Below are 25,173 nucleotides of genomic sequence, written 5' to 3' on the forward strand. Positions count from 1 at the left end.
GGTTCACCAGCCCACTGACCTTGCATAACACCAGTCTGACCCCGCCGGTGTTCACGGCGAGGTCAGCCCCTACATCTTCAGTAGTCTCCTAGTGCTCGGTGGCCTTCTCGGCGCCGACGCCGGTGAGGGCCCGGACCTCGATCTCGGCGTACTTGGCCGCGTTGTACTCCTTGCTGAGCTTGGTGCCGATCCACCCGGCCAGGAAGCCGAGCGGGATCGAGACCAGACCCGGGTTGCTCAGCGGGAACCAGTGGAAGTCCGCGGTGGGGAACAGCGCGGTCGGGCTGCCCGACACCACCGGCGAGAAGATCACCAGCACGACGGCGGAGACGAGACCGCCGTAGATGGCCGAGACCGCGCCCGCGGTGTTGAAGTCCTTCCAGAACAGGCTGTAGAGGATCGCGGGCAGGTTGCCCGAGGCCGCCACCGCGAAGGCCAGCGCGACCAGGAAGGCCACGTTCTGCCCCTGCGCGAGGATGCTGAGCCCGATGGCCACCGCGCCGATGACGAAGGCGGAGATCCGGGCGACCACGACCTCCTCCTTGTCCGTGACGTTGCCGCGCTTGATCACGTGGGCGTACAGGTCGTGGGCGAAGGACGAGCTGGAGGCCAGCGTCAGGCCGGCGACGACCGCGAGGATCGTGGCGAACGCGACCGCCGCGATGACGGCCAGCAGGATCGTGCCGCCCACCTCACCGAACATCTGCTCGCCGATCGCCTTGGCGAGCATCGGCGCCGCGGTGTTCCCGCCCTTGTCCTGCGCCGCGATCGTCTCGCCGCCGACCAGCGCCGCCGCGCCGAAGCCCAGCACGAGGGTGAGCAGGTAGAAGGTGCCGATGATGCCGATGCCCCAGATGACCGACTTGCGGGCGTCCTTGGCGGTGGGCACGGTGTAGAAGCGGATCAGGATGTGCGGCAGGCCCGCCGTGCCCAGCACCAGGGCCAGGCCCAGGCTGATCAGGTCGAGCTTGCCCGCCAGGCCCTGCGCCTCGGTGCCGTACTTCAGGCCGGCGTTGAGGAAGGCGTCGCCCTTGCCGCTCTTGGCGGCGGCGTCCCCCAGCAGGCTTGAGAGGTTGAAGCCGTACTTGCCGAGCACCAGCAGCGTGATCAGGGTCGCGCCGCCCATGAGCAGCACGGCCTTGACGATCTGCACCCAGGTGGTGCCCTTCATCCCGCCGACGACCACGTAGACGATCATCAGGATGCCGACGCCGATGATCGTCCATACCTTGCCGGCCTCCGAGGTGACACCGAGCAGCAGGCCGACCAGCAGGCCCGCGCCGAGCATCTGCGCCACCAGGTAGACGATCGACACGACGATGGTGGAGACGCCCGCCGCGGTGCGGACCGGCCGGGGGCTCATCCGGAAGGCCAGCACGTCCGCCATGGTGAACTTGCCGGAGTTTCGCATCAGCTCCGCGACCAGCAGCAGCGCCACCAGCCAGGCGACCAGGAAGCCGATCGAGTACAGGAAGCCGTCGTAGCCCGACAGCGCGATGATCCCGGCGATGCCCAGGAAGCTCGCCGCCGACATGTAGTCGCCGCCGATCGCCAGACCGTTCTGCGCGCCGCTGAAGGACCGCCCGCCGGCGTAGTAGTCGGCGGCCGTCTTGGTCTGGCGGCTGGCCCAGAAGGTGATGGCCAGCGTCGCGGCGACGAAGAGCAGGAACAGGATGGTGGAAAGCGCCTGGGAGCTCATTCAGACTTTCCCTCGATATCGTGGCGGATCTCGTCTGCGATGGGGTCGAGCTTCTTCTCCGCGTGCCGGGAGTAGGCCCAGGCGATGCCGAACGTGGAGACGAACTGGAGCACGCCGAAGATCAGGGCGACGTTGATGTTGCCCAGCACCTTGATGCCCATGAAGTCGCGTGCCCAGCCGGACAACACCACATAGAGCAGGTACCACACCAGGAAGGCCACGGTCATCGGGAACGTCCAGGCGCGGAAGCGGCGCTTCAGCTCCTGGAAGCGTTCGCTGGACTGCACCTGTTCGTAGACAGATGAGTCATGTTGTCTGGTCTTCACGAGGAGACCTCCCACGAATGTGATCTGGATCACGAACAACGTAGGAGGGGACGGTACCCGCCGAGGAGACCTTCAGGCGGACTCTTCGCCCAGCCGCCGCCGGGCCGCGTTCAGTTGGACACGACTTGCGATGAAAGGTCCTTCTGGCGCGCCGAACGGTTCGGCCACATGGCGCGCGGCGGCCTACCGGGTGACCGGCGGCCCCGGCCGGGGTCCGGCCCGTGTCAGGACGGCCGCGGCCGCCAGTCGCCCCGGTCGAGGTTGAGCGTCTCGGGGGTGTGCAGGCGGACCATCGTACGGGCGACGCCCCGCGGGATGCGGCCCGGGGTGAGGAGCGAGACGACCACCATGACCGTGAAGGAGACCGGCACCGTCCAGGCGGCGGGCTGGGCCAGCAGCGCGCCGGCCAGGCCGGTGTGCGGACCGCCGATGATCGTCGCCAGGACCGCGCCGCAGGCCAGTCCGCCGCCGGTGAGCAGCCCGGCCATCGCCCCGGCGGAGGTCAGCCGCCGCCACCAGATGCCCAGCACCAGCAGCGGGCAGAACGACGAGGCCGCCACCGCGAAGGCCAGGCCCACCACGTCGGCGACCGGCAGCGAGCGTGCGGAGACGGCCAGGCCCAGCGGCACGGTCACCGCCAGCACCGCCGCCGTCTGGAACGAGCGCACCCCGCCCTTGAGGATGTCCTGCCCGATCACTCCCGCCACCGAGACGGTGAGCCCCGAGGAGGTGGACAGGAACGCGGCGAACGCCCCGGCCGTCACCAGCGCGGTCAGCAGGTCCCCGGCGACCCCTCCGACCAGCGTGCCGGGTAGGGTGAGCACCACCGTGTCGCTGCGCTCCAGTCCCGGCGTGTAGATCCGGCCCAGCGCGCCGTACACGGCGGGCAGCAGGTAGAACGCGCCGAGCAGGGAGAGCACCACCAGCGTGGTACGGCGGGCGGCCCGGCCGTCGGGGTTGGTGTAGAAGCGGACCAGCACGTGCGGCAGGCCCATCGTGCCCAGGAACGTCGCCAGGATCAGCGAGTAGGTCGAGTAGAGGCCGTACTCCCGGTCGCCGGCCAGGGGCAGCGCCCAGGTGGCCGCGTCGTGCGCGCTCAGCCCGGGGGATCCGTCCGCCCTCCAGGCGATCAGCAGGAACACCACGGGCACGGCGAGCGCGGTGAGTTTGAGCCAGTACTGGAAGGCCTGCACGAACGTGATCGACCGCATGCCGCCGGAGATCACATTGACCGCGACCACGGCGGCCACCAGCAGTCCCCCGGCCCAGACCGGCGCGCCGGTGACGGTCCGCAGCACCAGGCCTGCGCTCTGGAACTGCGGCATCAGGTACAGCCAGCCGATCAGCACGACCAGCACGCTGGCCACCCGCCGCACGGCCATGGACTCCAGCCGCGCCTCGGCGAAGTCCGGCAGCGTGTAGGCGCCTGAGCGGCGCAGCGGCGCGGAGACCAGGACGAGCAGCACCAGGTAGCCGCCGGTCCAGCCGACCGGCAGCCACAGCATGTCGGCGCCGTAGGCGAGGATCAGGCCCGCGATGCCGAGGAAGCTCGCCGCCGACAGGTACTCCCCGCCGATGGCGGAGGCGTTCCACAGCGGGGAGACGCTCCGGGAGGCGACGTAGAAGTCGGAGGTGGTCCGCGACAGCCGGATGCCGAACGCCCCGATCAGCACCGCGGCCAGCACCACCAGCACGACCGCCGTCACGCCGTAGGCCGTGCTCATCCGGCCCGTCCCGCCCGCGGCCCGCGCGGTCCCCGGGACGCGCTCACCGCTCGCGCTCCACCAGCTCGGCGAAGTCGCGTTCGTTGCGTTCGGCCTGCCGCACGTAGAGCCAGGCGCCCAGCACGAAGGCCGGGTAGATCAGCCCGGACAGCACCGCCCACGGGAGCGGGATCCCCGCCAGGCGGACCGCGCGCAGCTCCGGAACGAGCAGGAACAGCAGCGGGAGCCCGCCGACCACGCAGGCGAGCACCGTGCAAACGAACAGGGCGAGCCGGAACTGGGTGCGGACCAGCGAGCGCATGTAGACCTCGCCCAGCCGGGTCTGCTCGTCGATCTCCCGGCTGACCGGGTAGCGGGGATGGCGGGCGGCCGTGGTGCGCGGGCTGGTCACCACCTCCCGGCGCGGCCGCTCCCCGTCTCTGCGGGCCCGCTCGCCCTCCCGGCGGGAGCGCTCCCCGTCCCGGCGTGCCCGGTCGCGTTCCCTGGTCATTCCGCGCGCCCCCTGCGCGCCCGGCGGACCAGCAGGTCGCGCAGCTCCCGGGTGTGGCGTCGGCTGACCGGGATCTCGGTCTCGCCGATGCGGACCACGCAGCGGCCCGAGTCGATGTGCAGCTCGTCGATGTGCTTGACCGCGACCAGGTGGCTGCGGTGCACCCGGACGAACCCGGCCGAGGCCCAGCGCTCCTCCAGCGTCGCCAGCGAGATGCGGACCAGGTGGCTGCCGGTCGTGGTGTGCAGCCGGGCGTAGTCGCCCTGCGCCTCGACGTAGCGGACCTCGGTGCTGGCCACGAACCGGGTCACGCCGCCGAGCTCGACCGGGATCGTCCCGGGTTCGGCGCGGCCCCCGCCGTCGCCGTCCGGAAGCTCGGCCGAGACGCACACCCTCCGGATGGCCTCGGCCAGCCGCTCGGGGCGGACCGGCTTGAGCAGGTAGTCCTCGGCCTTGAGCTCGAAGGCGTCCACCGCGTGCTCCTCGTAGGCGGTCACGAAGACCACCTTCGGCGGGTTGGCGAACTGCGACAGCAGTCTACCGAGCACCACCCCGTCCAGGCCGCGCATCCGGATGTCCAGGAAGACCGCGTCGATCGGCCGCCCGTCGGCGATCGCCCGGTCCAGGGCGCGCAGCGCGGCCGCCCCGTCCCTGGCCAGGGAGACCTCGCCGATGCGGGGGTCCGCCCGCAGCAGGTAGGCCAGGTCCTCCAGGGCGGGAAGCTCGTCGTCCACCGCCAGGACGCGCAGGCCGGTCACGCTCACTCCTCCGGGTCGTTCACCATGGAATCCCTAGAGGGTGATGAATCAGACATCAGGTGTCAACAGTATCCGGGCTGTTCAACGTGTCCAGCAGCGTCCGGTGGCGGTGCAGGATCAGCATGAGCGGGACCACGAGCACCAGCATCGCGACTCCGCCGGCCACCGCGAGGGTCCGCAGGCCGAACGTCCCGGCCACCAGGCCGCCCGCCAGCGCGCCGACCGGCATCAGGGCCCACAGCACCGTGCGGATCGCCCCGAGCACCCGGCCGAACAGGTGCGGCGGGATCAGCGCCTGGCGGACCGACATGGTCACCACGTTGGACACCACGGTCCCGATGGCGCCGACCGTGCAGGCGACGGCGAGCATCGGCACGGACGGGAAGGTCCCGATGAGCACGAAGGTGACCGCGGGGACCCCGGTCCCGGCCGCCATGACCAGCGGCCTGGGCAGCCTGCGGGCCAGGGGCGCCGCGACCAGCCCGCCGGTCACGCCGCCGACCGCCGCGGCGAGCAGGAACCAGCCGAACGTGGCGGGCGGCAGGTCGAGCAGGTCCACCACGAACAGCACCAGCATCGCCATGACGGCGTTGAACGCCCCGGCCGCCAGCGCGACGATCAGGGTGATCCCGCGCAGCAGCCTGTGGTTCCAGAGCCAGCGGACGCCCTCGGCCATCTCCGCGCGCAGGTTCGCGGGCCCGTCGCCGTTCCGGTCGGCGCGGTAGTTCCCCGGGAGGAGGAGCAGGAGCGCCCCGGCGAGCAGGAAGCCCAGCGAGTTCGCCAGGAACGGGAGGGCGGCCAGGGCCACGAACAGCGCGCTGCCCAGCGGGGCGCCCAGGAAGCTGTCGGCGACGACGATCGCCGTGTGGATCCGGCCGTTGGCCTTCTCCAGCTGGTCGCGCCGGACCACCAGGGGCGTCATGGCGTGGACCGCGTTGTCGTAGAGCGTCTCGACGGCGCCGAGGGCGAAGGCCGCCACGTAGAGCATCCACAGGGCCGCCTGCCCGGTCATCACCGCCGCCGCCAGCAGGCCGACCACCGCGGCCCTGACCAGCTGGGCGGCGATCATCGCCCGGCGCCGGTCCAGCCGGTCCACCAGCGCCCCGCTGACGATCGCGAACAGCACCCACGGCAGGAAGGTGAGCGACGACAGCGCCCCGACGAGCACCGGGTCGCGGGTGAGGCTCACCGCCAGCAGCGGCAGGGCGACCTTGCCCACGCCGTCCGCCAGGTTGGACGTGGAACTGGAGGAGAACAGCACCCAGAAGCGCCGTCCCAGCCCTTTCTCCGCAGGAGGGGCCGGTTCCGGGTCGGCGGCCGGTTCCGGAGCGTCGGTGCGGCTGGTGCTCATGAACTCTCCGAATCAGGGGGGGCGGGTTCGGACCGTACAGGCAGATAGGCGATCTTGACATAACTTGTGCGATATCTCCACTACTACGTGACATCTCAAATTCGCGGAAGAGACCGCCCAGGCCGGAGAGGCCGGACCGCGTGCGCGCGGGCGGCGGGAACGCCGGAGCTCAGCGGGCGGAGACGCCGGGCCGGTACTTGGGCAGGCGGACGCTCACCTTCGTCCCGGCACCCTTGCCGGTCTCCGCCACCAGCCCGTACTCGTCGCCGTAGACCTGGCGCAGCCGCTCGTCCACGTTGGCCAGGCCCACGCCTCCGGCCCCGGAGCGCTCGTCGGCGTCACCGGCCAGGATGCGGCGGAGCCGGTCGGGCTCCATGCCCACCCCGTCGTCCTCGACGCTGATCCGGCACTCCGCCCCGGCGTCCTCGGCGACGATCGAGATCCGGCCGACCCCGGGCTTGCTCTCCAGGCCGTGCCGTACCGCGTTCTCGACCAGGGGCTGCAGGCACAGGAACGGCACCGCCACCGGGAGCACCTCCGGCGCGATCCGCAGGGTGACCTGGAGCTGGTCACCGAAGCGGGCGCGTTCCAGGGTCAGGTAGCGGTCGATGGAGCGCAGTTCCTCGGCGAGCGTGGTGAACTCCCCGTGCCGCCGGAAGGAGTAGCGGGTGAAGTCGGCGAAGTCCAGCAGCAGCTCGCGGGAGCGGTCGGGATCCGAGCGGACGAAGCTCGCGATCGTGGTCAGCGAGTTGTAGATGAAGTGCGGGGAGATCTGCGCCCGCAGCGCCCGCACCTCCGCCTCCATCAGCCGCGTCCGCGAGCGGTCCAGCTCGGCCAGTTCCAGCTGGGAGTCGACCCAGTTCGCCACCTCGTGGGTGGCCCGGACCAGCCCTGCCGAGGCGTGCCCGCCGTAGGCGGCCAGCGAGCCGACCACGCGGCCGTCGGTGGTGAGCGGCACCACGACCGCGAACCGGATCGGGCACTCGGGCAGCTCGCACGAGACGACCTCAGGACCGAGGACCTGGGTGCGGCCGTCGGCCAGGGTCCTGGCCGCGTTGCCGAACGCCTCGTGGGAGTGGTGGTCGCCCTCTCCGTCGTAGACCAGCAGCCGCTGCTCGTCGGTGATGGCCAGCGCCGGGGAGCCGAGCAGCTCGCGCAGGTGCCGGGAGGCCTTCTGGCTGCCCGCCTCGGTCAGCCCGGCCCGCAGCGGCGGCGCGGCGAGCGAGGCGGTGTGCAGGGTCTCGAAGGTGGCCCGCTCGGCCGGGCTGCTGCCCAGTTCCCGCCGGCCGCGCAGCACCCGCCAGAGCACCAGGGCGGGGATGCCGGCCAGGGCGGCGACCAGCAGCACGGCGACGACGGGTTCCACGTCCCGGACCATATCCGGCCCGGTCTTCTCCCGGCGACCCCGGCGCCCGGACACGCCCGCGCCCGGGGGCCGCGGTGCGGCGCCCGGGCGCGGGGACGGTTTCTCCGGTGAGGCCGGCCGGGACCGGCGGGGATCAGACCCCGGCGGGGACCTTCGGCGCCTCCTGGCCGAGGTGCGCGCGGAGCTGCTCGCCCTCGATGTCGACGTTGGGCAGGGCCCGTGAGAGCCATCGGGGCAGCCACCAGGCGCTGTCGCCCAGCAGCGACATGACCGCCGGCACGATCGTCATCCGGACCACGAAGGCGTCGATGGCGACGCCGATGGCCAGGGCGAAGCCCATCGACTTGATGATCGCGTCGTCCATGAGCACGAAGCCGCCGAAGACGGAGATCATGATGAGCGCGGCGGCGGTGACGACCCGGGCGCCGTGCCCCATGCCGTTGACGGTGGCCTGCTGCGCGGTGTCGCCGTGGACGAAGTCCTCCCGCATCCGGGAGACCAGGAAGACCTGGTAGTCCATGGCGAGCCCGAACAGGATGCCGATGAGCAGGATCGGCAGGAAGCTGACCAGCGGGCCGGGCGTGTCCAGGCCGACCAGGTCCGCCAGCCACCCCTCCTGGAAGACCGCGACGGTGATGCCGAAGGTGGCGCCCACGGTGAGCAGGAAGCCCAGGGCCGCCTTGACCGGGACGAGCACCGAGCGGAAGACCAGCATCAGCAGCAGCACCGAGAGGCCGACGACGAGGAGCAGGTAGACCGGGAGCGCGTCGGAGAGCTTCTCGGAGACGTCGATGCCGAGGGCGGTGGCGCCGGTCAGCGCGACCTGCGCGCCGCCGATCCCGGCGACCCGGTCGCGGACGTCGCGGACGAGCGTCTCGGTGGCCGCGTCGGTGGGACCGGTGGCCGGGACGATGGTCAGGATCGCGGTCGTGCCGTCGGCGTTGAGCTGCGGCGGGGCGACCGCGACGACCCCCTCGGTGCCCTGGATCAGCCCGGCGGCCTCCTTGGCGGCCGTCCCGGTCGCCGCGGCGGAGTCCGCCGAGACGACGGCGATCAGACGGCCGTTGAACCCGGGACCGAAGCCCTCGCCGATGAGGTCGTACGCCTCGCGCGCGGAGGAGCCGGCCGGCGCGGTGCCCGCGTCGGGCAGCGCCAGGCGCATGTCCGCCGCCGGTACGGCCAGCGCGGCCAGGCCGATCACTCCGGCGAGGACGACCGGGACCCGGTGGCGGGTGACGACGCGCGCCCAGCGGAACCCGAAGCCGCCGTGCTCGCCGGCGCCGGGCTCCGGCGCGGCGGCGCGGACCTTGCGGGGCAGGATGCGGCGGCCGGCGAAGCCGAGCAGCGCGGGCTGCAGGGTGATCGCCACCAGTACGGCGACGGCGACGGTGCCGGAGGCGGCCAGGCCCATCACGGTCAGGAACGGGATGCCGACCACCGCCAGGCCCGCGAGCGCGATGACCACGGTCGCCCCGGCGAAGACGACGGCCGATCCGGCGGTGCCGACGGCGCGCGCGGCGGCCTCCTCGGGCTCCAGGCCGTCGAGCAGGTTCTGCCGGTGCCGGGAGGTGATGAACAGCGAGTAGTCGATGCCGACGGCCAGGCCGAGCATGAGGGCGAGGACCGGGGCGGTGCTGGTCAGCTCGATGGCGCCGCTGAGGGCGAAGAGCCCGGCCATGCCGGCCCCGACGCCGATGAGCGCGGTGAGCATGGTCATCCCGGCGGCCACCAGCGACCCGAAGGTGACGACGAGGACGACCGCCGCGACGGCGACGCCGAGCGCCTCGGTCGAGCCGATCTCCGGTTCGGCCGACATCACCTCGCCGCCGTGCTCCACCCGCAGGCCGGCGGCCTCGGCGGCGGCGCCCGTCTTCCCGTAGGCGTCGCGCTGGGCGTCGGTCACCGCGTCGGCGCGGCCGGCGAACTGCACCTGGATCAGGGCGTACCGGGCGTCGGGAGAGACGGCGCGGACCTGGAACGGGTCGACGGCGGCCACCACTCCGGGCAGTCCCGCGGCCTCCTTCACGACCGCCTGGACGGCCGCCTGCTCCTGCGGGGAGGAGAGCTGCCGCCCCTGCGGGGCGGCGACCACGATGGTGCCGGTGGTCCCGGCCGCCTGGGGGAACTGCTTGCTCAGGGCGTCGAGCGCGCGCTGCGACTCGGTGCCGGGCATGGTGAAGTTGCTCGCCGTGGGGCCCATGAAGGCGGCTGCGGTCCCGCCGAGGGCGGCCAGCGCGGCGAGCCACAGGACGAGGACGAGCCGCCGGTGGCGGAACGAGGCTCGGCCGAGCCGGTACAGCAGGGTTGCCATGAAGCGTCCTTGTCGGGATTCATCAGTCTTGTTGGATGGCGACGTGTCGGATGGAGACATGCCTGAACAGCGGAGGAAGGGACGAGGGCGGGGCCGCTCCGGGGCGGGGTCAGTCCGCGGGCAGGCCCAGTGCGCGCGCCGCGCTCCGGACCAGATCCCCCCGGATCCCGCTCCCCTCGAGCCCGCCGGACGCCGCGCAGGCGGCCGGGACTCCGCCGAGGACCAGGAGGGCGGCAGTGCGGGCCTCCGGCTCCGGCGAACGGCCGGCGAGCGCGTCCAGGAGCCGGTCCGTCATCTCCTGCACGCCCGCGAACGCCATGCTCCGGAGCAGGTCCTGGATGTCGTGGTAGAGGATGACGACCTCCCGCCGGAAGCGGAGCACGAGGTCGACGAACCCCTCGACGGCCGCGAGCCGTACGGCCCGGTCGTCGAGGACGGCCAGGCGGGCGTCGAGCTCCCGGAAGGCCGCGACGGCCGGAGCGAGCAGTTCGCTCAGGATCGTGTCCTTGCCGTCGAAGTGGTACAGCAGGGCGGCCTTGGAACAGCCCACGGCCGTGGCGATGTCCTGCAGCGACGTCCCCCGGAAACCGCCCGCGGCGAAGAGCCCGGCCGCCGCCTCCAGGATCTCCCGGCGGGTGCCGGGGCGGGCGCTGCGTGACACGGAAACCACCTCCCCTTCAAGGATGCCTGTCCGATCGGTCAGGTTCTGACCGATCGGACAGTTTCCGGGAGTGGTTTACGTCACAAATTGTCCGTTTTGCAGCGGGCGGGGGCGCCGCGCCGCGCGGGCCGCTCCCCCGAGACCGCGTCCCGGCCGGATCACCAGCCGACCCGGGCGGCTCCCGAGACGAGGGCCCTGGCGATGACCATCCGCTGCACGTCGTTGGTGCCCTCGCCGATGGCCATGAGCGGCGCGTCACGGTAGAGGCGCTCGACGACGAACTCCTGGGAGTAGCCGTAGCCGCCGTGGACGCGCATGGCCTCCATCGTGGTGCGCAGCGCGACCTCCGAGGCGAAGTACTTGGCCATGGCGGCCTCGGCGTTCACCGCGCCCCCCTCCGAGCGGGTCGCCGCCCAGTAGGTGAGCAGCCGGGCGGCCTGGATGTCGGTGGCCATGTCGGCCAGCTTGAGCTGGACGGCCTGGAAGTCGGCGATGGGCCTGCCGAAGGCGTGGCGCTCGCGGGAGTAGCCCAGCGCGGCGTCGTAGGCGCACTGGGAGACGCCGACGGCGCGGGCGGCGATGTTGATCCGGCCGAGTTCCAGCGCGGACAGGGCCTGCTGCATCCCCCGGCCCTCGACGCCGCCGAGCAGCCGCGAGACCGGCACCCGCACGTCCTCCAGGACCACCTCGCAGGTCTCGGTGCCCTTGTACCCGAGCTTGGGCAGGTCCCGGCTCACGGTGTAGCCGGGCGTCCCGGCCTCGACCAGGAGCAGGGACATGCCCCGGTGGGCGGGCTCGGTGATCGAGGTCTTGACCAGGACGGGCATCGGGTCGGCGTGGCGGGCGTTGGTGATCCACGTCTTGGTGCCGTTGACCACGTAGTGGTCGCCGTCGCGGACCGCCCGGGTCCGGATGCCCTGCAGGTCCGTGCCCGCGCCCGGCTCGGTCAGCGCGATGCCGGTACGGCGGGCTCCGGTGGCCAGGTCCGGCAGATAGGCCTTGCGCTGCTCCTCCGTCCCGTGCTCGGCGATCATCCACGCGGCCAGCGAGTGGGAGCCGAGCACCCCGGCCACGCCCATCCAGCCGCGGGCGATCTCCTCGAAGACCAGGGCGAACGAGACCCGGTCCAGGGCCAGCCCGCCGTACTCCTCGGGGACCGTCATCCCGAAGAGCCCCATCTGCTTGAACCGCTCGACGATCTCGGTGGGGTAGCGGCCGGTCCGCTCCCACTCCGGGGCGACCGGCACGATCTCGGAGTCGACGAACTCCCGCAGGGTCCGGCGGAACATCCGCTGCTCGTCGTTCAGTTCGAAATCCACGAACGGGTCCTTTCAGCCACCGGGGGAGGCCGGCGCGATCCTCAGATCGTCAGAGGGCCGGTCTTGGCCTGCGGGAAGTACTGCTTGTCGTGCGGGGCGTCGCGCTTGTAGACCATCACGCTGCGCCGCCAGGACATGACCTCGTCGCCGTCCTGGTTGAGCCCGCGGGTCCGGCAGGTGACGATCCCGGCGTACGGCCTCGACGCCGACTCCCGCTTCTCCAGCACGATCGACTCGGCGTAGAGGGTGTCGCCCACGAACACCGGGTGGGTCAGCCTGATCTCGTCCCAGCCGAGGTTCATCAGCGCCGTCTGGCTGACGTCGATCACCGAGATGCCGAGCACGATCGCCACGGTCAGCCCGGAGTTGACGATGATCCTGCCGACCGGGGCGCGCTCGGCGAAGTGGGCGTTGAAGTGGTTCTGGTTGGTGTTCATCGTCAGCAGCGTGAACCAGGTGTTGTCGGCCTCGCTGATCGTGCGGCCGAGCGGGTGCTGGTAGATGTCGCCGACGGCGAAGTCCTCGTAGTAACGGCCGAGGCCGGGTTCGTGCACGGTCACGGTCTCTCCCTGGACGGCGAGACCTCGACGCTAGTGGGCAGATCGTTGCACGGTCAATGGCCTGTACGGATCACGGTCCCGCGCCGCGGGACCGGCCCGGCCGGAGGCGGGTGCAGACGCCCCCGGCGTCGTCCGGCGGGGCGGGACTCCCGGGGCGGGCGGGTCGCGGGGCCGCGCCTCGCGGACCGCCCGCCCGGTTCCCGTCGGGCGTGCCTACCTGGCCGCCCTCCTGCGCCGCAGCATGCGGACCACGAGCATCGCGACCGCGCCCGCCACGGCCATGGTCGCGACCGGCCTGCGGCCGGCCTCGGCCGACACCCTGCCCGTCGCGTGCCTGACCTTGGCCGGGGTCGCCTCCCGGACCGCCTCCAGCGCCCCGGGGCCGGCCTCCTTGACGCGGTCCACCAGGCCGGTGGCGGTGGAGGCGGTGGCGTTGCCCATGCGCTTCAGGTCGTCGCCGACCTGGGCCGCGGTCCCCTGGACGCGGCTCTTCAGGTCGTCGCCCATGTGGGCCGCGGTCTCGTGGACCCGGCCCTTCACGTCGGTCTTGTGGGCCAGCGCCTCCACGGTGTCCCCCAACTCGCGGCGGGTCTCCTCGATGTCCCGCCGTACGGCCTCCTCGCTCGCCGTCCCGGCGGGCGCGGCCGTACGGTCGTCCCCGACCGCGTGGAGCGTCCCTCTCCTCCGCTCGTCCGGGGTCTCGTCGGCTCCGAGCCGGTCGTCTCCGGTCTCGCCGGACGGCGTGCCCCCGGTTCCCGCGGCCGGCGACAGCCCCGGCTCCTTGGGCTGGATGTTCAGGGAGCCGCGCTCGTCCGGGGGCACGGGCGTACCGATCTCCTGTCTGCGGGCACCGGTCGTACCGGCCTCTGTGAGGTCCCGGCCGGGCCGGCCCGGGTCGGTCTCGCTCATCGGTGGGCCCTCTCCTTCACGGCGTCGATGTCGTTCTTGACGCTCCGGATGGTTCGCTCGGGGGCCGGCGAGCCGATCTCGTCGACCTGGCGCTTGCCCAGCAGCCCCAGGAGCCCGGCCGCCGCCAGCAGCACCGCTCCCACGATCGCCGCGGCCGCCCACGCGGGCAGCACCTCGGCGAGCAGTATGATCACGGCGGCCACCACGGCCCCGGCTCCGAGCAGGGCCACGGCCCCGGCTCCGCCGAACAGTCCTGCTCCCCGCCCCGCGTGTCTCCCCTTCTCCGCGAGCTCTATCTTGGCCAGGCGGAGCTCGTCCCTGACCAGACGGGATACCCCTTCCGAAACCTGCCGGACCAGTTCGGCGGTGGAAAGGGATTCCTTTGTCGCGCTCGTCATGACATGCCTCCTCCCTATAGAAGTAGGCGTCTACCCGTTCTGGCCGCGGCAAACCTCCGCGTGACCGGGACCGGGTCTCCCCTCCGGCCCCGGCCACGGCTCTGGAGCGCGGGCGCGGCCCCGGAGGCGCCCCCGCCTGCGGCCTCAGGAACCCCGGTGCGCGCGACCGGTCCGCGGAGAGGACGGCCCGCCGCTCACCGGTCATCTGGAACGTCATGAATCGTCCGGAGGGATTCCACGCTAGGTCTCCGGCCCCGGGCCCGGCATCGCTCAGGAGGCTGATCCGGCCGTGACCGGCGCGGTACGCGGGGCCCCGCCGTACGACTTCTGCGGTATGCCCGCTCAACCGGCCGCCCGATGAGGAGGGTGCGTCCGGCTGGCTAGCATGCCCGGATGCGCGCAAGGATGACGGCGTGGGCGGAGCGCGCGGGCGGGCTCGACCCCCGGCTCGCGGACGCGGCGTTCGCCGTCGCGCTCACCGCGGTCACCCTGGTGTGGGCGGCGGCCGACCACGGCGGCGCGTGGCGGCGGCCCGACGCGGTCGCGATCGCGCTGACCTGCGCGGCCAACCTGCCGCTCACCGTGCGCAGGACGGCCCCGCTGACGGTGCTCCTCGTCTGCGCGACCGCCTCGGTCTGCCACCACGCCCTGGGCTACCAGCCCAACGTGAACAACTTCTCCCCCATGTTCGCCCTCTACAGCGTCGCCGCCCAGCGCCCGCTGCCGCTCATGCTGGCCGGGGCGGCCGCGGCGACGGCGGTGTGGTGGTGGGCCGCGATCACCGCGGAGGACGGCCTGGCGCTGCTGAACGCCGTGCAGGGGGTGGCGATCGTCGGGGTCACCTGCGTGTTCGGCATCGGCAGACGCCGGCTCGCCGAGCGCAACCGGTCTCTGGCCGAGCTCACCGAACGGCTCCGGCGCGAGCAGGAGGACCGGGCCAGGCGGGCGGTCACCGAGGAGCGGGTGCGCCTGGCCGGGGAGCTGCACGACATCGTCGCCCACCACATGTCGGTGATCTCCGTGCAGGCCGGGCTGGCCCGCTACGTGTTCTCCAGCGACCCCGGTACGGCCCGGGCCGCCCTGGCCACGGTCGCCGACACCAGCCACGAGGCGCTGGAGGAGATGCGGCGGCTGCTGGCGGTGCTCCGGCTGGACGGGGAGCACGGCGACGGCGGTCGCGGGGGCGTCTACGACCCCACCCCCGGCCTCGGCCAGCTCGGCCAGCTCGTCGAACGCGTGCGCGCCGCGGGGGTGCCGGTCGAGGTGGAGGTGACCGGGAGCGCCCGGCCGCTCAATCCCGGGATCGAGCTGTGCGCGTACCGGGTGGCGCAGGAGGGGCTGACCAACGTGATCAAGCACGCGCTCCCGGCCCGCGCCAGGGTCCGGGTGCACTACGGCGGCGAGCAGCTGTGCGTCACGGTGACCGACGACGGCGCCTCCCCTCCGCGGCCGTCCGGCGGGGGCGGGCACGGGTTGATCGGAATGCGCGAGCGCGTCAGGCTCTACCGGGGCACGGTGGTCTCCGGTCCGCTGCCGGAGGGCGGGTTCCGGGTCTCGGCCACGCTGCCGCTGCCGTCGGTCGGCGGCGACTCCGGCAGGAGGTGAACCGGGTGGACGGCGGCTTCGGTGAGCGGGGAAACGAATGATCAAGGTGCTGGTCGTGGACGACCAGATCCTGGTGCGGGCCGGGTTCGCCGCGCTGATCCGGGCGACTCCGGACCTGGAGGTGGCCGGTGAGGCATCCGGCGGCGAGGAGGCGGTCCGGCTGGCCGCCGCCGTACGGCCCGACGTGATCCTGATGGACGTGCGGATGCCGGGCCTGAACGGCATCGCTGCGACCGGGCGCATCCTCGCCGCCGCCGGGCAGCCGCCGCCCAAGGTCCTGATCCTGACCACCTTCGACCTGGACGAGTACGTCTACGACGCGCTGCGCGCCGGGGCCAGCGGCTTCCTGCTCAAGGACACCCCGCCGGAACGGCTGATCGCCGCGGTCCGCGCGATCGCCGCGGGCGACATGTTGTTCGCCCCGACCGTGACCCGCCGCCTCGTGGAGGCCTACACCAGCGGCCGCGACTCCGCCCTCGCCCCGGACGCCGGGCTCGGCGCGCTGACCGCCCGGGAGATCGAGGTCCTGCGCATGGTCGGCCGCGCGCTGTCCAACGGGGAGATCGCCGGGGAGCTGCAGGTGAGCGAGGCGACGGTCAAGACCCACCTCAACCGGGCGATGGCCAAGCTGGGGCTGTCCAGCCGCGCCCAGGCCGTCGCGCTGGCCTACGAGACCGGCCTGGTGAGCCCGCGCCCCCGCTCCTAGCCCCGGGCGGGGGCGGGTCAGCGGCCGGCGCGGAAGATGACCACCAGCACGCGCAGGCCCAGGACCGCGCTGACCACCAGCAGGTTGTAGCCGAGCAGTTGGAAGAGGCCGACGTCGTCGGTGACGGACGGCCCGCCGGAGGTGCCGAGCAGCAGCACGGCCATGATCCCCGTGGTGGCCGCCAGGACGGTGAGCAGCACCTGGTGGAGCAGGCCGGTGACGTGCCGCCGGTCGCGCTCGTCGGCGAACAGCCGCACGTTGACGCCGAACCGGCCGTGCTCGGCGGCGGAGGCGATCCGCTCCAGCCGCCGGGGCAGCCGGCGCAGCATGGGCAGCAGGCTGAGGGCCTCGGCCGCGGCCGTCTCCCGGATCCGCTCCGGGGCGGCCTGCTCGGCGATGTGCCGGGTGGAGAAGGCCCGTGCCTCGGCGACGACGTCGAAGCCGGGCGCCAGCCGGGCGAGGGTGCCCTCGACCGTCGCCAGCGCCCGGAAGACCGCCGCCACCTCGGGCGGGACGGACAGGCCGTGCGCGGCGACGATGCGGAACAGGTGGCCGAACATCTGCACGTCCGGGGTGACGCCGGCGACCAGGTGGCGGGCCATGAACCGGCCGAGCTCGCGTTCCAGCTCGCGCTCGTCGATCTCGTCCGGGCGCGCCACGACCTCCAGCAGGGCGTCGCCCACCCCGAGCGGGTCGCCCCGGTCCAGCGCGATCAGCAGGCGCTGCAGGGCGCCGCGGAGCGAGGCGTCGAGCCTCCCCACCGAGCCGAAGTCCAGCAGCGCCAGCCGTCCGTCGGCGAGCAGCATGATGTTGCCCGGGTGCGGGTCGGCGTGGAAGACGCCGTGCAGCATGATCTGGCGGAGCAGCGTCTCGAACAGGGTCCTGGCGAGCCCCTCGCGGTCCGCCCCCTCCGGTACGGCTCCGCCGAACGGCACCCCGTCCAGCCGCTCCATCACCAGCACCCGCCGCCCGGACAGCTCCGGGTGCGGCGCGGGGACGCGGACCGGCTCGCCGGCGTCCCGGGCGTGGGCGGCGGCCACCGCCGCCATGTTGGCGCTCTCGACCCGGAAGTCGAGCTCCTCGCGCAGCGCCGCGGCGAATCCCTGCGCCAGCTCGGTCACGCCGAACGCGCGGCCCCAGCGGGTCCGCCGCTCCAGGGTCCGGGCCAGGCGGGCCACGATGTCGAGGTCCTGCTCCACCACGGCGGCGATCCCCGGCCGCTGGACCTTGACCACGACCTCCTCCCCGGTCGTGAGCCTGGCCCGGTAGACCTGCGCGATCGAGGCCGCCGCCAGCGGCTCGCGCCCGAACTCGGCGAAGGTCCCCGCCACCGGCCCGCCCAGCTCGGCGGCGAGCACCGGCTCGATCTCCGCCCACGGGGCCGTGGTCACCCGGTCCTGGAGCAGCCGCAGTTCCTCGACGAACTCCGGGGCCAGCAGGTCGCTCCGGGTGGACAGGATCTGACCGAGCTTGACGAAGGTGACGCCGCCGTCGTCGAGTGCCTGCCGCAACGACCTGGCCAGGCGGGCCCTGCTGGAGGGGGCGCCCAGGTCGGGGTCGCGGCCGCGCAGGTAGGGGCCGAGGCCGTGCCGTACCAGGACGCGGGTGATCGCCAGGTAGCGCCGGGTCCTGGCCGTACGGCGGCGCAGCCCCCGGACGGCCTCCAGCGGTCCGGGGAACGAGCCCGGCGGCACCAGCGCCTCGGCGACCACCAGGAACACCATCCCGGCCAGCAGCGCGCAGAACACCCCGAGGAAGAGGAACCAGAGGGGGGTGATGCCGGGGTCGTCCGGCTCCACGCCGCTCGCGAGCGCCTGCATGATCGGCCCGCCCACGGACATCGCGAGCACTCCGGCCAGCACCGTGCGGACCACCCCGAACCGCAGGTCCAGCAGGCGCCGCACGACCACCGCGAACCCGGCCAGCAGCACGGCCACCGTGACCGCGAAGGCCGCCGTCACCATGAAGTCCATGCGATCCCCGCTTCCCGGTAGACGACGGCCGACAGACTAGATCATCCGCGGGAGGGCCGCGAGGTGGCGGAGGCGCGGGAATGCCGGGGACAATGGGAACCTTGTTCCGTTGAGGACCCCGCGGGTCGAGGATCCAGAGAGAGGCGGCGCGCTCGGATGGCACAGATCGTCGGTGGCGGACGCCCGGTCAACGACGCCGAACGACGGGTCATCGCGCACCTGCGGGACAACGCGCCCGCCGACTGGCTGCTGCTGCACAACATCGAGGTTCCGCGGGACGACGACGTCTTCGAGGTCGACCTGATCGTGCTGACCGGCCACGCGCTCTGCGTCCTCGACGTCAAGGGCACCCGGGGCCGGATCGAGGTCTCCGGGACGCGCTGGTTCCCGGCGCGGCGCAGCGCGTTCGGCTCCCCGGTGAGCAAGCTGAGGGCCAACGGGCGGGCGCTCAAGGGCCTGCTCGCGCGCGAGCGCCGCGAGCTGGACCGGATCTACGTCGACAGCGTCGTGGTGCTGACCGGGAACGGCGCGCGGCTGGTCGACCCGGCCGGGCGCGACTCCCGGCACGTCACCGACCTGGCCGGCCTGATCGGCACGCTGGGCGACCCCTCGCGGGTCCGGCGCGGCTACACCACCGACACCGGGCCGTACCGCACCGCGATCATCGAGGCGCTCAACGGCAGCGTGCGGCGGTCCACCGCCCCTCCCCGGTTCGGCAACTGGGAGGTGGAGGAGGAGCTCGGCGGCGACAACCGCGTCACCGAGTACCGGGCGGTCAACGCGACGGTGCCGGACAGCGAGACGGTCCTGCTGCGGGTCTACCGTGCCGACCCGCTGGCCGAGGAGAAGCCGAGGGCCGCCGAGCGGCGGCTGATCACCAACGCCTACCAGTCCCTGACCAGGATCCCGCCGCACCCGTGCGTCGTGCGCTCCCGCGACTTCTTCGCCGTCGACGACGAGAGCCGGTTCGTGCTGGTCCTGGACGACGTGCACGGCCAGGCGCTGCACCTGCACCTGAGCCCGTCCGGGCGGGAGGCGCTCGCCCCGGAGGCGCGGCTGGACGTCGTGGAGGACATGCTGCGCGGCCTCGCCCACGTCCACGCCAACAACGTCATCCACCGGGCGCTCAGCCCCGCCTGCGTGCTGGTGGCCGAGGGCGCTCACGCGATGCTGACCGGGTTCGACTACGCCAAGCCGGGGCCCCGCCAGCACACGGTGGCCAGCGAGCTGCCCAACGTGCTGGACACCCACTACGTGGCGCCCGAGTGCCAGGCCAGGCCCGAGCTGATGACGGCGGCCTCCGACGTCTACGCGGCCGGGGTGGTCGCCTTCCAGCTGCTGACCGGCGCCCTGCCGCCCGCGAGCCCCGACGCCGGGCCCGCGTCCGGCGCGCAGGGCCGGGGACTCCCGGCGGGCGGTGTCGCGGCCGAGGTGCTGGACCTGCTGCGCCGCATGCGCGACCACACCCCCGCCAAGCGGCCCTCGGCGGCCGAGGCCCTCGACCTCCTGATCCGGGCGCGGCAGGCCCGGCAGGACGCCGTCCGGGCTCCGGCCGGGCCTGCTCCCGGACCGGCCTCCCGGGAGCCGGCCCGGCCGGAGCCCGGACGGCCGGGCCTGCTCCGGGAGGCCTTCCGCCGCATCTCGGGCAAGCGGGCCTGACCTCCCGGCGGTCTCCGGGACCCGGCCCCGCCTCTCCGGGGTGCGGCCGGCCGGGAGCGGAAACGCCGATCCGGGGTCCGGAATTCGACAAAACGTTTTAAATCATTCGAGCGAAGAAGACGTACGCATCCAGCTTTCCAGTGCCCAGAAACCCCCGAATCAGGGACATTCAGGGAGAGGTATGGCGCGCGAGACAGGTGACACGTTTTAATCATCGGTGTTCCCTACGCTTCCTCCCGGAAGGGCGTCCATGCACCGCGCCTCCTTCACCCTCGACCCCGCCTTCTCCGTCGGCACCGTCGACCCCCGGCTGTTCGGCTCGTTCGTCGAGCACCTGGGCCGCTGCGTCTACACCGGCGTCCACGAACCCGGCCACCCCGCCGCCGACGAGCACGGCTTCCGCCGCGACGTGCTGGACCTGGTGCGCGAACTGGGCGTCACGGTCGTGCGCTACCCGGGCGGCAACTTCGTCTCCGGCCACCGCTGGGAGGACGGCGTCGGCCCCGTCCGGAAGGCCCGCCTGGAGCCCGCCTGGCGGTCGGTCGAGAGCAACGAGTTCGGCCTGGGAGAGTTCGCCGCCTGGGCGCGGGCCGCCGGGATCGAGCCGATGATGGCGGTCAACCTCGGCACCCGCGGCGTGCAGGAGGCCTGCGACCTGCTGGAGTACGCCAACCACCCCGGCGGCACCCACCTGTCGGACCTGCGGGCCGAGCACGGCGCGGCGGAGCCGTACGGCATCCGGCTGTGGTGCCTGGGCAACGAGATGGACGGCTCCTGGCAGATCGGGCACCGGCCCGCCGCCGACTACGGCAAGCTCGCCGCGGCCACCGCCCGCGCCATGCGGATGATCGACCCGGGTCTCGAACTGGTGGCCTGCGGCAGCTCCCACCACGGCATGCCGACCTTCGGCGCGTGGGAGGAGGAGGTCCTGTCGGCCGCCTACGACGACGTCGACCACGTGTCGCTGCACGCCTACTACCGGGAGGAGGACGACGACCCGGCCGGCTTCCTCGCCTCGGGCTCGGCGATGGAGGCCTTCATCGAGGACGTGGTGGCCACCTGCGACCACGTGCGGGCGAAACTGAAGCGGCGCAAGCGGATCACCCTGTCGTTCGACGAGTGGAACGTCTGGTACATGCGGCCGATGGAGGAGGAGGCCCGGCCCTGGGAGCGCGCGCCCCGGCTGCTGGAGAACACCTACTCGCTCACCGACGCGGTCGCCGTGGGCGGCATGCTGATCGCCCTGCTCCGCCACGCGGACCGGGTCAAGATCGCCTGCCAGGCCCAGCTGGTCAACGTGATCGCGCCCATCATGACCGAGCCCGGCGGCCCCGCCTGGCGGCAGACGATCTTCCACCCGTTCGCCCAGGCCTCCCGGTACGGCCGGGGCGAGGTGCTGCGGGTCGAGCCCGTCTCCCCCGTCGTCGAGACCGCCGCCCACGGCGAGACGCCGCTGCTGCACGCGACGGCGGTGCGGGACGGGGAGGGCACGGTCACGGTCTTCGCCGTCAACCGCGCGCTGGACGGGCCGATGGAGCTGACCGCGGACGTGCGGGCCCTGAGCGACGGGCTCCGGGTGCTCTCCCACGAGGTGCTCGCCGACGACGACCGGCACGCGAAGAACACCCGCGAGAACCCCGACCGGGTACGGCCCCGCCCCGCGGCGGACGGGACCGCGGTGGACGGCGGCCGGCTCCGCGCCGTGCTGCCGCCGCTGTCCTGGAACGTCATCCGCCTCGGCGGAGCGTGAGACCGGGCACCGGGAACGATCCCCCGCGTCCGGCCGGATCTCCTGCAGGCCGGGCACCTCCGGGTGCGGAACGGGGGAAGGAGGGGAAAGGTCAGGGGGAGTCGGGCAGGTGCCCGGGGATGAGCGCCAGGTTCTGGATCGCCGCCAGGCCGTACTGGGCGGCGTCGTTGGTGGAGACGAACGGCGCCTCGGTGACCGGCATGAGCACGGCCGGGCCGCGCACCTCGGTCAGCCGCCAGTCGCTCTCCCGCTGCAGCGGGTTGACGTTGAGCCGGTCGCCCTCGTCGTGGAAGAACTTCCGCCAGGCGAGCCGGGCGAGCCCGGCGTCGCCGGTGCGGGCCGCGGCGTAGGCGGCCAGCCTGCTGTGCGCCTGGATCATCGAGATGCCGGAGAGCGCCCGGCCCACCTCGGCGGCCTGCCGGTCGGCGGGGGCGAGGTAGAGCCGGCAGTAGTCCAGCCACGCCCGCTCGAACTCCGGCATGTCCACCAGGTCGATCAGCTCGGCGCAGATCTCCGGGAGCCCGAACAGCGCCGACAGGTGGGAGACCTCGACGGCCTCCCGGGTGGTGTCCAACCGCCCGGTGGCCAGGTCCAGGCGGGCCTCGCCGGTGAGGAAGCCGTACGGCAGCGCCGCGATGTCCGCCATGGTGCCCAGCAGCCGGTCCCGGGCCCGCTCGTCGCCGTGCCGTTCCCAGCGGGTGAGCCAGGCGGCGGCAAGCGCCCCCCAGTCCACGCCGAGGCCCACCGCCAGGGCGGCGGGGTCGGGGGTGTAGGCGTCCCGGCGGACCTTGCGCAGCGGGTCGAGGGCGAGGAACGTCTCCTCGGGCGCGGACAGCTCGTCGAGCAGGTCGCCGGTGCGCTCGTCGGCGGTCAGGTAGTAGAAGAAGCGCCGGTAGGCGGCGTTGGAGACGCGCAGCTGCTTGCAGCTGCACCCCCAGTGCTGCACGTTGTGCCGCGAGCCCAGGCCCTTCCACCGGCCCAGGTGGTGGACGTCGACCTCGCCGGTGTGCCGGGTCATGGCCTCGGCCAGGCGGAACACCTCGGCCCGCCCGGTGCGCAGGTACTGGTACCACAGCCACAGGTCCGGCGAGAGCTCGGAGTTGTCCCACGCGTAGCCGCCCACGTCGTAGCGCCAGGTGTGCCGGTCGGGATCGTAGGCGTGCATGACGTCGCCGTAGTCCCAGAACCCGTACCACCGGCGCTCCTCGCGCTGACGGGCGTAGAAGCCGGTCAGGAAGTCCAGCCGGTCCTCGATGGCCGCGGCGGCCGGGGTGGACCGGTCGGGCGGCGACCAGGCGCCGAACACGCCCGCCGCCCGCAGCCGCCCGGGGGCTGCGGTCAGCAGGCCGGGTGCCTGGAGCAGGTCGGCGTACTCGGCCAGTTCGGCGGCCGGCGGGGTGGCCGGGCAGGCCCGCAGGGTCAGCTCGTGGGTGCGGGCGACGCCGTGCGGGTCGCCGAAGCCCGGCTCGTGGTCCTCGTAGGTGATCTCCAGGCCTTCGAGCTGCCCGGAATGGGTGTCCTGGCCGAGCCCGTCGTGCCAGAAGCGCAGGTCCATGGCAGGCGCGCCGGGCGACCAGAGCCAGACCGTGGCCGTGGCCACGCCGGTGGCGGCGCCGCGGACGTCGAGCCGCGCGGGGTGCAGCTTCCAGAAGTCGCGCAGGCCGAAACCGAGGCCGCCGCCGGTCCCGCCGACGTAGCCGTACCCCCGCGACCGGGTGCCCGCCGGGATGGTGACCCAGGCGTGGCCGGGCGCGGTGCGCTTGCGCAGGGTGAAGCCGTCGGCGCTGCCCTGGTCGAGGGTGTAGTCGTTCCAGGCGGGGATCAGGTGCAGGCGCCCGGCCACCTCCGGGTCGCCGATCCCGCCGGTGGGGCGGCCCTCGACCTGCGCCCGCCGTACGGCCCCGCCCGGATCGCGGCGCAGGCCGGTCAGGCCGCGGACGGCCTCGGTGAGGAAGCCCTCCGCCCCGGCCAGCCGGACGTGCCGGTCGTGGAGCCCGTCGCGCATGACCACGTCCGCCCGCAGGCCCAGCCCGGCGAGGAAGTCGCGGGAGGCGTCGCCGTCCCAGACGAAGCTGTGCACGACGCGCACGTCCGCCGCCCCGGCGTAGAAGTACAGGCGCACGGTGAACGGCAGCCAGGACGCGTCTTCCGGGGGACCTTCCGCGGGGTCCTCCGCCGCGCTCTCCCCGGTGGTCCCGTCGGGGACGTGCCGCCCCTCCAACCGGACGACCGCGCGGACCGGGCCGTCCTGCTCGACGACGGCCCGCCGGACCTTCCCGGTGTACGGCGTGCGGACGCGCGAGCCGTCCTCGTCGGGGGTATCCTGGCGCAGGCTGACCAGGCGCACCCCGCGCGCGATCTCGGTGCCGCCGTGGGCGACGGAGGTGATCAGGTCCGTCCCGGACAGGACCCAGGCGACCGGTCCGGTGGCCACCCGCAGCACGTCGCCGTCGCGGGTGACCGTCACCGGTTCCTCCGGCGCGGCGGGCTCGGCGCCCGGGACCAGCTCGTAGGACGCGGCGGGTGCGGCCTGCGGGCCGATGGCGTGGGCCGACCACTTGACCGAGCCGTCGGGCCAGGTGGCGGTGGTCCAGCTCTGCACCGGGACGCCGCCGGCGAGCGCGAACGGCGTGCCGGGCGGTACGGCCCCGCGCGCCCAGGGCACGCCCCAGGTCACGCCCTGCCGGCACGGCCGCTCCAGCCAGCGCAGCTCCGTCACGCCCCCGGCCGTCACTCCTTCACCGATCCGATCAGCACGCCCTTGGCGAAGTACTTCTGCAGGAAGGGGTAGAAGAACAGGATCGGCAGCGTCGCGATGACGATGACCGCGAACTTCAGGCCCTCGGCCGGGAAGAAGACCGAGTCGAGCTGGGCCAGCGCATTCTCGGCGTCGGCGCTGGTGAGCTGCCGGACCAGCACCTGGAGCGTCCACTTGCTGGAGTCGTCGATGTACAGCAGCGGCGACATGTAGTCGTTCCAGATGCCCACCGCGTAGAACAGCGAGAACGTCGCGATGATCGGCTTGGAGAGCGGGAGCACGATCTTGAAGAAGACGCCCGTCTCGGAGCAGCCGTCGATGCGCGCCGCCTCCTCCAGTGCCTGCGGCAGCTCCTGGAAGAAGCTCTTCACGATGATCAGGTAGAACGGGTTGATCGCCAGCGGGAGGATCAGCGCCCAGTAGCTGTCGAGCATTCCCAGGTCGCGGACGACCAGGTAGGTGGGAATCATGCCGCCGCTGAAGACCAGCGTGAAGATGACCAGGTTCAGCACGAGCGCGCGGCCCGGCAGGTACCGCTTGGCCAGCGGGTAGGCCATGGTGAACGTCAGCATGACCTGGACCAGCGTGCCCACCGCCGTCACGCAGATCGTGGTGACCAGGGCGCGGACGAACGTGCCGGTGCCGAAGATGTACGCGTAGGTGTCGGTGACGAACTTCTCCGGCCAGAGGAAGAACGGCCGGGTGGCGATCTCCGACTCGGTGGCGAACGACGCCGCCAGGACGTAGAGCAGCGGCAGCACCGTGATCAGGGCCAGGCCGATGAGCAGCGCGATGTTGAGCGCGTCGAAGACGCGGCTGCCGAAGGACTTGTAGTGGTTGACCGACATGC

General features: G+C 73.0%; 20 protein-coding genes. 4 read left to right on the forward strand and 16 right to left on the reverse strand.

Annotated elements, in window-relative coordinates:
- Positions 1-88: 88 nt before the first annotated feature.
- The 13 genes from FHS22_RS20425 to FHS22_RS20485 form a co-directional block, all read right to left on the reverse strand.
- Positions 89-1,699 carry a solute symporter family protein gene (locus FHS22_RS20425; RefSeq protein WP_184943857.1) on the reverse strand — a complete coding sequence of 537 codons (1,611 nt, stop codon included), beginning with the start codon at positions 1,697-1,699 and terminating at the stop codon, positions 89-91.
- On the reverse strand, positions 1,696-2,025 hold the full coding sequence (locus tag FHS22_RS20430) for a DUF485 domain-containing protein (protein ID WP_184943858.1): 330 nt from the start codon (positions 2,023-2,025) through the stop codon (positions 1,696-1,698). The genes FHS22_RS20425 and FHS22_RS20430 overlap by 4 nt, the downstream gene beginning before the upstream one ends.
- Positions 2,026-2,249: 224 nt before the next feature.
- On the reverse strand, positions 2,250-3,749 hold the full coding sequence (locus FHS22_RS20435; RefSeq protein ID WP_184943859.1) for a sodium/solute symporter: 1,500 nt from the start codon (positions 3,747-3,749) through the stop codon (positions 2,250-2,252).
- A 43-nt stretch (positions 3,750-3,792) separates the two neighbouring features.
- The gene (locus FHS22_RS20440; protein WP_260408124.1) at positions 3,793-4,239 is read right to left on the reverse strand and encodes a hypothetical protein; all 447 of its coding nucleotides are present in this window, start codon (positions 4,237-4,239) and stop codon (positions 3,793-3,795) included.
- Positions 4,236-4,997, reverse strand: coding sequence for a LytR/AlgR family response regulator transcription factor (locus FHS22_RS20445; protein WP_184943860.1), 762 nt, complete (start codon positions 4,995-4,997; stop codon positions 4,236-4,238). Before FHS22_RS20445 ends, FHS22_RS20440 begins: the two co-directional genes overlap by 4 nt.
- A 55-nt stretch (positions 4,998-5,052) precedes the next feature.
- Positions 5,053-6,348, reverse strand: a complete 1,296-nt coding sequence (locus FHS22_RS20450) for an MFS transporter (protein WP_184943861.1) — start codon at positions 6,346-6,348, stop codon at positions 5,053-5,055.
- Between the two features lie 169 nt (positions 6,349-6,517).
- Complete coding sequence (locus FHS22_RS20455; RefSeq protein WP_184943862.1) at positions 6,518-7,714, reverse strand: histidine kinase; 1,197 nt, start codon at positions 7,712-7,714, stop codon at positions 6,518-6,520.
- 133 nt (positions 7,715-7,847) lie between these two features.
- Positions 7,848-10,025 carry an MMPL family transporter gene (locus FHS22_RS20460; protein ID WP_184943863.1) on the reverse strand — a complete coding sequence of 726 codons (2,178 nt, stop codon included), beginning with the start codon at positions 10,023-10,025 and terminating at the stop codon, positions 7,848-7,850.
- A gap of 109 nt (positions 10,026-10,134) precedes the next feature.
- Entirely contained in the window at positions 10,135-10,686 is a 552-nt protein-coding gene (locus FHS22_RS20465) for a TetR/AcrR family transcriptional regulator (protein ID WP_184943865.1), read from the reverse strand.
- A gap of 158 nt (positions 10,687-10,844) precedes the next feature.
- Positions 10,845-12,005 (reverse strand): acyl-CoA dehydrogenase family protein, encoded by a 1,161-nt coding sequence (locus FHS22_RS20470; protein WP_184943867.1) that lies wholly within the window; start codon positions 12,003-12,005, stop codon positions 10,845-10,847.
- 41 nt (positions 12,006-12,046) lie between these two features.
- Complete coding sequence (locus FHS22_RS20475) at positions 12,047-12,565, reverse strand: MaoC family dehydratase (protein WP_184943868.1); 519 nt, start codon at positions 12,563-12,565, stop codon at positions 12,047-12,049.
- A gap of 213 nt (positions 12,566-12,778) precedes the next feature.
- A complete protein-coding gene (locus FHS22_RS20480; protein WP_184943870.1) occupies positions 12,779-13,474 on the reverse strand; it encodes a DUF3618 domain-containing protein in 696 nt (231 codons plus the stop codon).
- Positions 13,471-13,872, reverse strand: a complete 402-nt coding sequence (locus tag FHS22_RS20485) for a phage holin family protein (RefSeq protein WP_184943872.1) — start codon at positions 13,870-13,872, stop codon at positions 13,471-13,473. Before FHS22_RS20485 ends, FHS22_RS20480 begins: the two co-directional genes overlap by 4 nt.
- 393 nt (positions 13,873-14,265) lie before the next feature.
- Here FHS22_RS20485 and FHS22_RS20490 point away from each other — a divergent pair, with 393 nt between their 5' ends.
- Positions 14,266-15,477 carry a sensor histidine kinase gene (locus tag FHS22_RS20490; protein WP_221473899.1) on the forward strand — a complete coding sequence of 404 codons (1,212 nt, stop codon included), beginning with the start codon at positions 14,266-14,268 and terminating at the stop codon, positions 15,475-15,477.
- A 37-nt stretch (positions 15,478-15,514) separates the two neighbouring features.
- The gene (locus tag FHS22_RS20495; RefSeq protein WP_184943874.1) at positions 15,515-16,183 is read left to right on the forward strand and encodes a response regulator; all 669 of its coding nucleotides are present in this window, start codon (positions 15,515-15,517) and stop codon (positions 16,181-16,183) included.
- Between the two features lie 17 nt (positions 16,184-16,200).
- On the opposite strand, the gene FHS22_RS20500 is transcribed toward FHS22_RS20495, so the two are convergent.
- Positions 16,201-18,156 carry an ABC1 kinase family protein gene (locus FHS22_RS20500; protein ID WP_184943875.1) on the reverse strand — a complete coding sequence of 652 codons (1,956 nt, stop codon included), beginning with the start codon at positions 18,154-18,156 and terminating at the stop codon, positions 16,201-16,203.
- Positions 18,157-18,312: 156 nt separating this feature from the next.
- On the opposite strand from FHS22_RS20500, the gene mads6 reads away from it, so the two are divergent.
- Positions 18,313-19,815: a methylation-associated defense system protein kinase MAD6 gene (gene mads6 / locus FHS22_RS20505; protein WP_184943877.1), complete on the forward strand. Its 1,503-nt coding sequence runs from the start codon at positions 18,313-18,315 to the stop codon at positions 19,813-19,815.
- A 250-nt stretch (positions 19,816-20,065) separates the two neighbouring features.
- Entirely contained in the window at positions 20,066-21,565 is a 1,500-nt protein-coding gene (gene arfA, locus FHS22_RS20510) for an arabinosylfuranosidase ArfA (protein ID WP_184943879.1), read from the forward strand.
- A gap of 91 nt (positions 21,566-21,656) precedes the next feature.
- Here arfA and FHS22_RS20515 read toward each other — a convergent pair whose 3' ends face one another.
- Both FHS22_RS20515 and FHS22_RS20520 read right to left on the reverse strand, forming a co-directional pair.
- Positions 21,657-24,284, reverse strand: a complete 2,628-nt coding sequence (locus tag FHS22_RS20515; protein ID WP_184943880.1) for an exo-rhamnogalacturonan lyase family protein — start codon at positions 24,282-24,284, stop codon at positions 21,657-21,659.
- Positions 24,285-24,295: 11 nt separating this feature from the next.
- Positions 24,296-25,171: a carbohydrate ABC transporter permease gene (locus FHS22_RS20520; protein WP_184943882.1), complete on the reverse strand. Its 876-nt coding sequence runs from the start codon at positions 25,169-25,171 to the stop codon at positions 24,296-24,298.
- Positions 25,172-25,173 lie beyond the last annotated feature (2 nt).

It is taken from the genome of Thiemannella venezuelensis (assembly GCF_014203605.1).
GTDB classification, from domain to species: Bacteria; Actinomycetota; Actinomycetes; order Streptosporangiales; family Streptosporangiaceae; genus Planomonospora_A; species Planomonospora_A venezuelensis.